Origin of the sequence: Nocardia sp. NBC_01009, from assembly GCF_045208035.1 — a bacterium.
GTDB lineage: Bacteria > Actinomycetota > Actinomycetes > Mycobacteriales > Mycobacteriaceae > Nocardia.
The window spans coordinates 3,798,683-3,811,406 of the sequence record NZ_CP108695.1 but is presented as its reverse complement, the minus strand read 5'-3'; the positions used below and the strand labels follow the sequence as shown (position 1 = coordinate 3,811,406).

Genomic DNA, 12,724 nt, shown 5'->3' with positions numbered 1-12,724 from the left:
CCGGTTGCCGCGCGACGAGATAAGGATGCGCCGCGGCTCGGCGATGGGTGAACAGACGATCATCGACCAGATCTCCGCGTTCGATGATCACGCGCCGCCCGGACCAGGCGCGGCGAGAGTGGATCGAAAGAGGCGTGCGCCTGCGCACCGGCACGGTGATCTGCGCCGAGAATGTCTCGGACACCATGGAATTCGAGCACACCAGCCCGCGCGGGTGTGGCAGACATCGACAATCGGCGGGTAGCACGTATCAGGGGCTGGGTCAGGGGTGAAATAGGGACGCTCCCCGATGTGCCCGGACGGTCCGGATTCCTACTGTCGGTGCATGTCTTCGGTTCCTCGACCGCGCTGGTGGCGACGGTTGCTCATCGGCGTTGTCGCATTCGCGACGGTATTCGTGCTCGTGGTGGGCGGCGGCGTCACCTGGGTGTACGTCAACGCGGTCGTCTCCACGGTCGACAGCACGAAATTCGAGAACGAGTTCGCTATGCCACCGCTGGCGCAATCGCAGCTGCGGCCGGACGGCACCCGGGTGTTCGAGCTCGATATGCGTTCGGGGCGAAAGGAATTCCGGGCCGGGCAGGCAACGGACACGTGGGGATTCAACGGCGACTACCTCGGCCCGACGTTGCGGGCGAAGCGTGGCGAAAAGGTCGAGGTCCGAGTCCGCAATTCGCTACCCGAAGCCTCCACCGTGCACTGGCACGGCATGCATCTGCCCGCGTCGATGGACGGGGGCCCGCATCAGATGGTGGCGGCGGGAGCGACGTGGACGCCGCAGTGGACGATCGATCAGCCCGCCGCGACGCTCTGGTACCACCCGCACCCACACGGTGCGACCGAGCAGCACGTGCGGCGCGGACTCGCGGGGATGTTCCTGCTCGACGACGAGATCTCCGAATCGCTTCCACTGCCGAGCAATTACGGCATCGACGATCTGCCGGTCATCGTGCAGGACGTGAAATTCCGTGGGGCCGCGCTCGATTCGGGACACGCCATCTTCCGTGACGTCGGGTTCCTCGGCGATCAGACGATGGTCAACGGCACCCTGAGGCCGTACCGCAATGTCGGCGACGAGCTGGTCCGGCTCCGATTGCTCAACGCCTCCCCCGCACGCGTCTACACCTTCGGCTTCGCCGACAACCGCTCGTTCTCCCTCGTCGCCACCGACGGCGGACTGCTGGAACGCCCCGCCACGCTCGACCGGCTGCAGCTCTCACCGGGCGAGCGGGCCGAGATCGTGGTGCGGGTCCGTCCCGGTGAGCGCACGGTACTGCGCAGCAACAAGCTCGACGCCGGACTCGACTTCTGGACCGGCAGGTTCGCGGGCGGCGACGACTCGTTCGATGTACTCGAGCTGCGCGCGGCCGCAGCGCTGCGCCCCTCGCCCGAACTGCCTGCGACACTGGCACATCCCTCCACCCCGGACGGTGCCGATGCGGTACAGGAACGTCGCTTCGAGCTGAACCTGAGCGGGATCAACGGCCAGAAGATGGCGATGGACCGGGTCGACCTGACCGTCACACGAGGCACTACCGAAACCTGGATCGTGCACAACAACGACGGGATGCCGCACAACTTCCACGTCCACGATGTGCAGTACCGAGTGCTGGAGCTGAACGGCACGCCGCCGTCGGCAGCGCTAACCGGACCGAAGGACACCGTCTTCCTGCCGCCCAACGCCACCGCGAAACTCGCCATGCGGTTCGACGGACCCGCCGATCCGAACTCGCCGTATATGTATCACTGCCATCTGCTGTGGCATGAGGACCAGGGCATGATGGGCCAGTTTGTCGTGGTCGAGCCAGGACAATCCGCCGGCAGGCCGCCATCGCATCACGGCCACTGACCGAGGCACGCACCCAACCCGGGATCCATCGAGGCAAGGCTCGACACGCGTGGCGACATGCCGGGCTGTTCGCACGACCAGCCGCTACCTCTTGTCCAGACTTCTCCGTCGCGCTAAATTCATCACACAGTGAATTCAACACTCGATGAATTGAGGCGTCCCATGACGGACCTGCACTCATCCCCCGCCGTAGATGTCAGGAACCTGACGGTCAACCGCGGCGGCCGCGAAGTTCTACACGATGTCTCACTGACGATTCCGCGCGGTTCGATCACCGGACTGCTCGGGCCGTCCGGCTGCGGCAAGACCACACTCATGCGCAGCATCGTGGGCACGCAGATCGTGGAATCCGGAGAAATCTCGGCGCTGGGGTTGCCCGCGGGCAGCAGAGAACTCCGCCACCGGATCGGCTACGTGACACAGGCGCCGAGCATCTACTCGGACATCAGCGTCCGCGAGAATGTGACGTACTTCGCCGCGCTGTACGGCCGCGACCGTGACGCCGTCGATACGGCCATCACAGCAGTCGGGTTGCTGGAAAACGCACACCAGCGTGGCGACGAACTCTCCGGCGGCCAGCAGACCCGCGCCTCACTGGCCTGCGCGCTGGTCGCCCAGCCCGACATGCTCGTCATGGACGAACCAACCGTGGGCCTCGATCCTGTACTTCGGGTGGATCTGTGGAAGCAGTTCCACGAGTTGGCCGCCGCCGGAACGACGCTGCTGGTGTCCAGTCATGTGATGGACGAGGCCGAACACTGCGACCAATTGCTACTGATGCGCGAAGGCAAACTGCTCGCGCAACTGAGCCCGGACGAACTGCGCGCCAGAACCGACGAACAGAACCTCGAACAGGCCTTCCTCTCCTTGATCACGATGGGACAGAACTCATGAGCGCCGTCATAGATCTCACCGCGCGCCGGACGCCCACCCTGCGCCCCTATGTCGCGACGACCTCCCGCATCCTGCGCCAACTGCGCAACGACCACCGCACCGTCGCCATGATTCTCGTGGTGCCCGCGCTACTGATGACCTTGCTGTACTTCATCTACAAGGACACCCCGCAGAACCCGCTCAATCCCGTGCCGCTGTTCGACCGCGTCGGCATGAGCATGCTCGGCATCCTGCCGTTCATCGTGATGTTCCTGATCACCGCCATCGCCATGCAGCGCGAACGCACCTCGGGCACGCTGGAACGGCTGCTCACCACGCCACTGTCGAAGATCGATCTGCTGGCCGGATACGGCTCGGCATTCTCGGTGGCCGCGGCCGCACAGGCCGCAGTGGCATGCCTGGTCTCCTTCGGGCTGCTCGGCCTCGACGCGGCAGGCAGCCCGGGCTGGGTTGTGCTGATCGCGATGGTCGACGCGGTATGCGGGGTCGCGCTCGGCTTGTTGGCAAGCGCCTTCGCCCGCACCGAATTCCAGGCGGTGCAGTTCATGCCGGTGGTGGTCGCGCCGCAGATCTTCCTGTGCGGCTTGCTCGTTCCGCGCGAACAACTGCCCGGCTGGTTGGAGGCGATCAGCAATGTGATGCCGCTGAGCTATGCGGTCGATGCGCTGCACGAGGTTTCGAGCCATCCCGAGGCGACCGCGGCGATGTGGCGCGATCTGGCCGTGGTCGCTGGGTTCGCTGTGGTGGCACTGTGTCTCGGCGCGGCCACCCTACGGCGGCGAACCCCGTAATGCCACGCGATAGCGTGGCAGCGGGTGATGGGGCGACGGAAGGCGATGGTGTGACGGCCGGCAACGGAACTACGGCAGGCAATGGCGAGCGCGCCACCCGCACCGGGCGCAGGCCCGGACAGTCCGGCGCTCGCGAGGCGATCCTGACCTCGGCTCGGGCCCGGTTCGCCGAGGTCGGTTTCGACAAGACCTCGATCCGTGCCGTGGCCACCGACGCCGGGGTCGATCCGGCGCTCGTGCACCACTATTTCGGGACCAAGCAGCAGCTCTTCGCCGCGGTGGTCGAGCTGCCGGTAGACCCTGAGGCGACGCTGCGCATCATCGAAGGGGTGCCGCTGGATCAGCTCGGCGCGACCATCCTGCACGCGGTGGTGAGCGTGTGGGATTCCCCTGCCGGTCCCGGGGTGGTCGCGGCGGTGCGAAGCATGCTCGGCGGCAGCGACATCTCGCTGGCAAGGTCGTTCGTGCTCGACATCGTGCTCGAACGAGTCCGGTTGCGCATCGCAGCCCCGGACGACGACGGCCGCGCCCGCGTCGCACTGGTTGCCACGCAGATGATCGGAGTACTCGTCGCGCGCAAGATCCTGGAAGTGGAACCGGTCGCCTCCATGCCCATCCCGGAGCTGGTCGCCGCCGTCGGCCCCACCCTCCAGCGCTACCTCACCGGCGAAATCGATCCCGCCACACCATAATTCCGCAAGTCAACGATTTGTCGACCGGAATATCGCTGGGGCAGAGGGGAATCGGCGCACCGACGGGTCCGGTGGCAACCCCGCGGGGCGTGTGCCACCGGGTCAGCGCCTTGTCAGGCGTCGGTGTGCTGACCGGTGAACGCGATGTGCTCGGCATCGGTGACGTCGCGCGCCTCATCGATGAGCAGCACCGGAATGCCGTTCTCGATGGGGTAGGCCCGGCGCAGGCGCGGGTTGTAGAGCGCGGTGGCGCCCTTGGCATCGCGGACCAACAGCAGCGGACCCTTGTCCTGCGGGCAGGCGAGCAGGCTCAACAGGGTGGCGTCCAAGGCGGTTTCCTCCGGCATGATCGATAACTTACCCGTCGCCTACAACTGCTCCGCACCGGAACCGGTCGACGGCGACAATGCCGCCGGTTCCCGGCGGAACGAGATGTAGCGATGGCCGAAGAAGCTGGCGATCGCGACGAGCCCCATCACCGCGACCGCCGCGGGCTTGTCGGGAAAACCCAGCACCGAGACGGCCAGTTCCAGCAGCACGATATTCAGCAGCAGCCCACCGGAATTCACCGCGACGAAGCGTAGAAAATCACGGACGACGTGGCCGCGCACCCGGAACACCAGAGTGCGGTGCAGCACGAACGCGATCACGATGCTGATGCCGTAGGCCGCGACCACCGCGACCGACGGCGGCACATCGGGGCCGAGCACCGCAAGCCAGGCCACCGTCAGCGTCATGCCCAATGCGGTGTTGAAGCCGCCGACCACCGCGAAGGCGAGCTCCTGCCTGCGCACCAGGCGCAGCAGGGGTCCGGGATCCTCGGTTCCCGTCGCCCCCGCGTGGGCTCCGGCCTCCCCCGCGCTCACTTGATCGCGCCGACCAGGTCGGGTTCCGGCGTGGGGCGGTCCGCGCTCAGCGGCACCGAGGTGCCGCCGCCCGGCTCGTCGTCACGACGTCGGGCACGCAGCGACAGCCACTGCATCGCACCTGCCCCGAGCATTCCGAGCAGCACCGCGCCGACGCCGAGCTTCCAGCCGGGCGGGCGCCAGGTCAACTCCAGGTCCGCGTTCTTGGTTCCTGCCGGAATATCCACGGCGACAAAGGTTTTTGCAACCACCGTGAACGGGACCTCACGACCGTTGAGCGTCGCGCGGTAGCCGGGCCAGCCGAGCCTGGCGAACACGACTCGCCCGCCCTGCTCCGAACTCACCCGCACGCTACTGGTCGGATCCGACTCCGAGACCGAGGTCGCGGTGCCGCCCGTGACGGCGGCGACGCGGCCGTTCCGGGTGGACAACAGCCCGTTGTCGCGCTCCAGCACTGCGATGTACTTCTCGTGCCCCGGGTAGTCGACCCACCGCCAGCCGGGCGGCGCGGGCTGGTTGCGCGCATCCGGGTACAGCGCCTTCTGCAGCACCACCCGGTCGACCTTCATCAGGTCGACGATGGTCTTGCCGGTGGACGGCTCGGTGGCGAAGGCGCGACGGTAGGCGTCGGGGCAGACGCTGGTGTCCCATCGCATGCAGAGCATCTCGCCGAACCAGAAGTGGCCGTTGGGGGTGTAGCCGCTGACATAGGTCAGCTCGAGGTCCTTGGCGTAGTTGCCGAAGACCAGCGACCCATACGCCCCCTGAAGGGTCCGTTCGCCAGGCCGGATCAGTCCGCGGTCCGCGAGTTGCAGTGTGGTGCCCGCGAAATCAGGGAAGGCGGCCTTCATCTCGGAACGATTTTGCGGCAGGTTCCAACTCATCGGCGTCGGCTGCGCCGCGTGCACCTGGAGGAACGCAATCGGGAACACCGAGACGATGATCAGCACACAGGCCGCGGCCGTGCCGCGGCGCACACCGAGCCACACCACGGCAGCTCCCAGGCCTGCGATGCCCAGGGCCGCGACCACATGCCACACCACCTCGTCCGGCGCCGCGGAGAACGACCGCAACCACAGCAGCCCGATCAGCACGGCCGCCGCGATGCCGCGTCTGCGCCGGTCGGCGAAGGCCGCATAGCGCCCGAGCAGCACGCACACCAGCACCAGCAGCCCGAGGGCCAGCATCGGCAGCACCCTGGCAGGCCAGCGCAGCGGGCCGATGGTGCCCGGGCCCGCGGTCCACATCAGCGCCATGATCGCGACGAGCGCGATGGCGGTGAACTCACGCCAGTTCTCGCGCGCCTTGTGCCAGTCGATGAAGGCCAGCGCCGGGATCAGGAACCAGGCGATATAGACCACCGGCATCGGCTGCACATAACCCCACCAGGAGCTGTACGCGGGCAGCGTGCTCGGCAGACTGGCATTGAGCGACTCCGACCACGGCACCGTGAGGAACTGGTCGTTATTGATCTGCGCGGTCCCGCGCCAGGTCACCTTCGCCGAGAGCATGCTGGGCAGGTAGGTCGCCACCCCGGCCACCGCCGCGGCACCCGCCACCGCGAGCAATCGCACCGACGGCAGCCACTTGCGTTGGTAGACCACCTCGCCGACGGCTACGGCACCGATCATCAGACCTGCCTCTACGGCGGGAAAGATGTACTGCACCGAGATCGCCAGGTACAGGAAGACGAAGGTCTGGATCGGCCCGCTGCGACCGCGCGCATAGCGCACACCCGAAGCCCAGGCGTGCACCAGCCACGCGGTACCGGTGAACGCGGTGTACCAGCTGGCCTCGTCGAAGAACAACAGCCACCCGGTGAAGGGGATCGCGATGCCGGCAACCGCGGCCCACGGCAGCTTCGCGCCGTACTCCACGCAGATCCGGTAGACGCCGAGCCCGAGAACGATCGCGAAGATCAGCTTGATCACCGTGGTGTAGACCGCAACATTGTCCACCGAGGGCGCGATCAGATCGATCAGCAGCTGCGGCGGATTCAGCAGACCCGCCTCCTCGATGGTGTAGTTGCCCGCCATCCAGTGCTCGGGGACCATCGCGGGGAACTGCCCGTCACGCAGCTGACGGCCGAGCATTACCCACAACGGCGCGTATTGCGACTCACTGTCGTCGGTGTAGAAGTGCCGGACGTTCGCCAACAGCACCGCACCGTATCCCGCAATCACACCGAGTGCGGTTATGAGACCCCACCTGTACACGTCCCGCCGGGCGGGGGCGCTACTTTCCACCACGAGTTCCAGACCCTACAGCCCGCCGCGGGGAGTACCCGAATGCGCACCGTGAGCCGGACGCAGCCCGCACCGTGACCGGCGCGCCCCTCGGCGTCCCGGTTACCGGATGCGGGTCAGCGTTCACGAAACAACGTCCGCCAGTTCGCGTTCGGGCTCACCGGTGGCGCGGTCGTCGGCAGACACCGCGGCCTCACGACGGCGCGACCGCACATACAGCCACTGCAGCGCGCCGACACCGAGCACCCCGGCCGCCATCGCCGCGATACCGACCTTCCACCCCGGCGGACGCCAGGTCAGCACCAGCTCCGCATCGTGGGTGCCTGCCGGAATATCCACGGCGACGAAGCTTTTCGCGACCACTTCGATCGGGATCGGCTCGCCGTTCAGGGTGACCCGGTAGCCCGGCCAGCCGAGCCGCGCGAATACCACGCGACCGCCGTCGGCCGAGGAAACCCGCACCCGGCTGGTGGTGCCGGTCTCGGAGATCGATGCCGCCGTCGCGTTCTTCGCGTCCGCGACCCGGCCATTCACCGTCGAGATCGGGCCGTCCACCCGTTCGAGCACCGAGATGTAGCGCTCGTGGCCGGGGTAGTCCACCCACTTCCAGCCCTCGGGAGCGGGCTGGTCGCGGGCATCGGGGAACAGCGCGCGCTGCAGCACCACCCGGTCCAGCTTCATCAGATCGACAAGCTGTCGTCCGGTGGTCGATTCCGGGGCGAACATCCTGCGGTAGGCGTCCGGGCACACACTGCTGTCCCAGCGCATGCAGAGCAACTCGCCGAAGTAGAAGTGACCCGTCGGGGTGTAGCCGTTGACGTAGGACAGGTCGAGCGATTTGGCGTAGTTGCCGAAAACCAGGGAACCGTACGCGCCTTCGAGGCTCTTGTCCCCCGGTTGCAACAGCCCGCGCTCGGCGAGCTGGATGGTGTTGCCAGGGAAGTCAGGGAACGCGGCCGCGGCCGCGGAGCGGTTGGTCGGCAGATTCCACGTCATCGGGGTCGGCTGAGCGGCCCTGACCTGGAAGTAGGCGATCGGGAACATCGCGGCGATGGTCAGCGCGCACGCCGCGGCCACGCCCTTGGTGCGATCGAGCCACACCACCCCCGCGCCGAGCGCCGCGATCGCGACGGCCGCGAGCACGTGCCAGATCACGCCGTGTGGATCGGCCGAGAAGGATCGCACCCACAGCAGCCCGATCAGGACCCCGGCGGCGACGCCGCGATTCTTCAGGTCTCGCACCGTGCCGTAGCGCCCGAGCAGCACGCACACCAGCACCAGCAGGCCGAGGGCGAGCATCGGCAGCACCCGCACCGGCCAGCGCAGCGGACCGATCGAACCGGGTCCGGCGGCCCACATCAGCATCAGGACCGAGAAGATCGCGACCGCGCTGAGCTCCCGCCAGCTTTCCTTGGCGCGTCGCCAGTCGATGAACGCAAGCGCCGGGATCAGGAACCAGGCGATGTAGGTGACCGGCATCGGTTGCACATAACCCCACCACGAGGTGAAGGCAGGCATCGAACTCGGCAGGCTGGCGTTGAGCGATTCCGACCACGGCACCGTGAGGAACTGGTCGTTGATGATCTGTGAGCTGCCGCGCCAGGTCACCTTCGCCGACAGCATGCTCGGCAGGAAGGTCAGCAGACCCGCGAGACCGGCGCACGCTCCCGCGACGGTCAGCCGCGCGACCGGCTGCCAGCGGCGTTGATGGACAAGCTCGCCCACCGCCACGGCGAACAGCATGATTGCGGCCTCCACCGCGGGGAAGATGTACTGCGTGGAGATCGTCAGATACAGAAAGACGAAGACCGGAATCGGTCCGCCCGTGCCGCGCGTGTAGCGCACCGACGATGCCCAGGCGTGCACCAGCCACGCGGTGCCGGTGAGCGCGGTCATCCAGCTTGCCTCGTCGAAGAACAGGAAGAACCCCGACAGCGGGAACGCGATACCCGCCGCCGCCGACCACGCGGGCCGACCGCCGTAGGCCAGGCAGATCCGATACACCCCGAGTGCGGCGATGACGGCGAAGATCAGTTTGACGACGGTCGCGTACAACGCCATGTTGTCGACCGACGGCGCGATCAGATCGATCAACAGCTGCGGCGGATTGAACAGCCCCGCATCGTCCATCGTGTTGTTGCCCGACATCCACCGCTCGGGCACCAGCACCGGGAAGGTGCCGTCCCGCAACGACCGGCCGAGGCCGATCCACAACCCGGTGTACTGGGATTCGGTGTCGTCGGTATAGAAGTGCCGGACGTTGGCGAGCAGGACCGCGATATACCCCGCGACCGCCCCGATCGCGGTGATGGCTCCCCAGCGGTACACGTCTCGCCGCGAATCGAGCGCTGCACTATCCGTCACGAGTTCCAGACCCTACCGTGCGCGATGCCGCTTGGCATCGGTCGCAGAAGCCGAAACCCGCACCGTGCTAGAGTTCTGGGCGGCTCGGGCTCTGCTGTCCAGCGGGGAGTACCGGCACGCACCGTTAGCGAAAGTCGATCCAGCTGATGCCGATTCCCACTACCTCCACGCCCCGCACCGATGCCGCAGCGCCGAACGGCAGACCCCGCCCCGATGCGGGCAGCGCGCACACGGTGTCCGTCGTCGTGCCGATCTATCGGGGCGAGGACACCATCAGCGGGCTGGTCGCCGAATTGCACGAGCTGACCGTTCCCACCGAGACGCCCGGCGGCGCCGTCTTCACGATCGACGAGATCATCCTGGTGCACGACCACGGGCCGGATCGGTCCGATGTGGTGTTACAGGAGCTCGAGCAGACCTACCCGGAGGTCCGCACCGTCTGGCTGAGTCGCAATTTCGGCCAGGACGCCGCGACCATCGCCGGCATGTCCGCCGCCCGCGGCAGCTGGATCGTCACCATGGACGAGGACGGCCAGCACGATCCCCGATTCATCGGCACCTTCCTGGACGCGGCCCTCGCCGAGCGCGCCGATCTGGTCTATTCGAGGCCAACCAACACCCGCCCGCACGGTTTCCTACGCAACCTCACCTCACGCGGCGCGAAGATCGTGCTCGCCACGGTGTTCGCGTTCCCGGATTCCACCCGGTTCGAGAGCTACCGGCTCATCCGCGGCGCCATCGGCCGCCAGCTCGCCGAGGTCGCCTCCAACGGCGTCTACCTGGATGTCGCGCTGACCTGGGTGGTCGGCACCGTCGCCCAGGTGCCGGTCGAGCTGCGCGCCGAGGGCCGCGAGGAGTCCGGCTACAACTACCGGCGGCTGTTCTCGCTGTTCTGGAAGATGGTGCTGTGCAGCGGCACTCGCGGTCTGCGGCTGGTCAGCCTGCTCGGTGTCACGCTGGCGCTCGCCGGTGGTGTGATGGCGGCGTTCGTCGTCTACGAGGCGCTCACCGCCGAAAACTGGGCGCCGGAGGGCTGGGCCTCGATCATCGTGGTGCTGCTGCTGGTGTCCGGCGCGACCCTGTTCTCCCTCGGCCTGATCGCCGAATACCTCGGCGTCGCTTTGCACATCCTCGTAGGCAAACCGCTCTACCTGACCGTCGACACACCGACGCCGCGCCCGGCGGATACCCGGGAACCATCCATGACCGCCGCCAGCAGGGGGATCGACCGGCTTGAGCACTGATCGCGTCATTTTCAGCCGCCCGTTCCGGGCACGCCGCGAATTGGCCAACCTGGAGGCCGTGCTCGGCTCCGATCACAGCCACGGTGACGGGCAGTTCACTGCCGCCGCCACCGCCAAGCTGAAGACCATCACCGCCGCGCCGCACGCGCTGCTGACCACCTCGTGCACCTCCGCACTGGAGATGGCGGGCCTACTGTTGGAGCTGGGCCCGGACGACGAAGTGATCGTGCCGAGCTTCGCGTTCACCTCCACCGCCACCGCGATGGCACTGCGCGGGGCCACCTGCGTGTTCGCCGATATCGACCCGGAGACCGGCAATTTGGACCCGGATTCCGTCGCCGCGGCGGTCACCGAGCGGACCAAAGCCGTTGTCGTCATCCACTACGGCGGCGTCGCCGCCGAGATGGACCGGCTACTCGCCCTGGCCGACGCGCACGGTTTCGCCATCGTGGAGGACAACGCGCACGGCCTCGGCGCCAGCTGGCGCGGCCGCCCGCTCGGCACGATCGGCAGCCTGGGCACGCTGAGTTTCCACGACACCAAGAACGTGCACTGTGGTGAGGGCGGCGCGCTGCTGCTCACCGACGAGATCCTGATGGCGCGCGCCGAGATCATCCGGGAGAAGGGCACCGACCGCGCCCGGTTCCTGCGCGGCGCGGTGGACAAGTACTCCTGGCAGGATATCGGCTCCAGCTATCTGCCCAGCGAGTTGAACGCGGCGGTGCTGGACGCGCAGCTGGACGAATTCGACACCATCCAGGCAGGACGGCACCGGGTGTGGGACTCCTATGCCGCGGCGCTGCCGGAGTGGGCGCGCCGCAATGACGTTCGCCTCATGAGCGTGCCCGACGACCGCGCACACACCGCGCACCTGTACTACCTGCGCACCCCCACCGAGGAACGCCGCGACGACTTGATCGCGCACCTGGGCGCACGCGGAATCTCGGCGCCGTTCCACTATGTGCCGCTGGATTCCAGTCCCGCCGGCCTCAAGCTGGGCCGGACCCCGCAGCCGTGCGTGCGCAGCGCCGAGTTCTCCGGCACCATCGTGCGACTGCCGCTGTGGCCGGATCTGACCGACGAGCAGGTGGCCCGCGTCGTCGACGCCGTCACCGCGTTCACGGTCTGATCTCACGCCGAGAGGACGAACAACTTCTCTCGGCCGCCCGCGATCAGCGACTGCTCGACCACACGCGACGCGTAGGCGCGGAACAACGCGTCCAGGGTCGCTTCGGTGAACCGCTGCGCCTGCGCGCCGTCGCCCGCGTCGGTGAAGCGCTGGCCGATCGCGGCGAGCACCCGGTTATCGCTGGAGGCCAGATTGCGGATCGGCTCGGCGATGATCACCTGCTTGCCCGCCGCGGCCAGCATCCGGTCGATCAGCGGTCCCGGCTCGGGCAGGAAGTGGTACAGGCTGGCCTGCATGATCACGTAGTCGGCTTCCGGCAGCGGAGCGTCGGAGTGCAGATCCCACACCGCACCGCGGCCGCCTGCACGTCGCACGCGCGCGATGAATCGCTCGTTGAGATCGAGGCCCGTGTAGTCGACAGATTTACCGCGCAGATAGCGGGCGTGCAGCGTGGCAGGCCCGCAACACACGTCCAGGACGCCGGCTCCGTCGGGAACGATAGCGGCGATGGCACGGTATCTGGCTCCGTAGTGGCGGCCGTACAACCCACGCATCGCCAGCTCGTAGACGATTCTGTTGCGATAGATAAGGCTCGTACCCACAGTTTCCTTGTAAGGTTCCGTTTCAACATCGGCCGCACCACGGATAG

General features: G+C 67.3%; 11 protein-coding genes. 6 read left to right on the top strand and 5 right to left on the bottom strand.

Features of this window, described 5'->3' with window-relative positions; translation table 11 throughout:
* Positions 1 to 325: 325 nt before the first annotated feature.
* From OHA42_RS17065 to OHA42_RS17050, 4 genes are all read left to right on the top strand, one after another.
* On the top strand, positions 326 to 1,849 hold the full coding sequence (locus tag OHA42_RS17065; protein WP_406238266.1) for a multicopper oxidase family protein: 1,524 nt from the start codon (positions 326 to 328) through the stop codon (positions 1,847 to 1,849).
* A gap of 162 nt (positions 1,850 to 2,011) precedes the next feature.
* A complete protein-coding gene (locus OHA42_RS17060) occupies positions 2,012 to 2,743 on the top strand; it encodes an ABC transporter ATP-binding protein (protein ID WP_406238264.1) in 732 nt (243 codons plus the stop codon).
* Positions 2,740 to 3,534 (top strand): ABC transporter permease, encoded by a 795-nt coding sequence (locus OHA42_RS17055; protein WP_406238262.1) that lies wholly within the window; start codon positions 2,740 to 2,742, stop codon positions 3,532 to 3,534. Before OHA42_RS17060 ends, OHA42_RS17055 begins: the two co-directional genes overlap by 4 nt.
* A 50-nt stretch (positions 3,535 to 3,584) precedes the next feature.
* Positions 3,585 to 4,226, top strand: coding sequence for a TetR family transcriptional regulator (locus OHA42_RS17050; protein ID WP_406238261.1), 642 nt, complete (start codon positions 3,585 to 3,587; stop codon positions 4,224 to 4,226).
* A gap of 113 nt (positions 4,227 to 4,339) precedes the next feature.
* Here the strand turns inward: OHA42_RS17050 and OHA42_RS17045 are convergent, their stop codons facing one another.
* From OHA42_RS17045 to OHA42_RS17030, 4 genes are all read right to left on the bottom strand, one after another.
* Positions 4,340 to 4,573, bottom strand: coding sequence for a Trm112 family protein (locus tag OHA42_RS17045; protein ID WP_406238259.1), 234 nt, complete (start codon positions 4,571 to 4,573; stop codon positions 4,340 to 4,342).
* Positions 4,574 to 4,594: 21 nt separating this feature from the next.
* A complete protein-coding gene (locus OHA42_RS17040) occupies positions 4,595 to 5,092 on the bottom strand; it encodes a GtrA family protein (RefSeq protein WP_406238257.1) in 498 nt (165 codons plus the stop codon).
* Positions 5,089 to 7,341 carry a hypothetical protein gene (locus OHA42_RS17035; RefSeq protein ID WP_406238255.1) on the bottom strand — a complete coding sequence of 751 codons (2,253 nt, stop codon included), beginning with the start codon at positions 7,339 to 7,341 and terminating at the stop codon, positions 5,089 to 5,091. Before OHA42_RS17035 ends, OHA42_RS17040 begins: the two co-directional genes overlap by 4 nt.
* Positions 7,342 to 7,461: 120 nt before the next feature.
* Positions 7,462 to 9,702 carry a hypothetical protein gene (locus tag OHA42_RS17030; RefSeq protein ID WP_406238253.1) on the bottom strand — a complete coding sequence of 747 codons (2,241 nt, stop codon included), beginning with the start codon at positions 9,700 to 9,702 and terminating at the stop codon, positions 7,462 to 7,464.
* A 146-nt stretch (positions 9,703 to 9,848) separates the two neighbouring features.
* Here OHA42_RS17030 and OHA42_RS17025 point away from each other — a divergent pair, with 146 nt between their 5' ends.
* The gene (locus tag OHA42_RS17025; protein WP_406238251.1) at positions 9,849 to 10,946 is read left to right on the top strand and encodes a glycosyltransferase; all 1,098 of its coding nucleotides are present in this window, start codon (positions 9,849 to 9,851) and stop codon (positions 10,944 to 10,946) included.
* Entirely contained in the window at positions 10,936 to 12,075 is a 1,140-nt protein-coding gene (rffA, locus tag OHA42_RS17020) for a dTDP-4-amino-4,6-dideoxygalactose transaminase (protein ID WP_406238249.1), read from the top strand. The genes OHA42_RS17025 and rffA overlap by 11 nt, the downstream gene beginning before the upstream one ends.
* 2 nt (positions 12,076 to 12,077) lie before the next feature.
* On the opposite strand, the gene OHA42_RS17015 is transcribed toward rffA, so the two are convergent.
* Positions 12,078 to 12,677: a class I SAM-dependent methyltransferase gene (locus tag OHA42_RS17015; RefSeq protein ID WP_406238247.1), complete on the bottom strand. Its 600-nt coding sequence runs from the start codon at positions 12,675 to 12,677 to the stop codon at positions 12,078 to 12,080.
* Positions 12,678 to 12,724: the final 47 nt, after the last annotated feature.

Coding starts and splice junctions, on each gene's coding strand:
- OHA42_RS17065 (WP_406238266.1), top strand. CDS start 326: ATGTCTTCGGTTCCTCGACCGCGCTGGTGGCGACGGTTGCTCATCGGC.
- OHA42_RS17060 (WP_406238264.1), top strand. CDS start 2,012: ATGACGGACCTGCACTCATCCCCCGCCGTAGATGTCAGGAACCTGACG.
- OHA42_RS17055 (WP_406238262.1), top strand. CDS start 2,740: ATGAGCGCCGTCATAGATCTCACCGCGCGCCGGACGCCCACCCTGCGC.
- OHA42_RS17045 (WP_406238259.1), bottom strand. CDS start 4,573: ATGCCGGAGGAAACCGCCTTGGACGCCACCCTGTTGAGCCTGCTCGCC.
- OHA42_RS17025 (WP_406238251.1), top strand. CDS start 9,849: ATGCCGATTCCCACTACCTCCACGCCCCGCACCGATGCCGCAGCGCCG.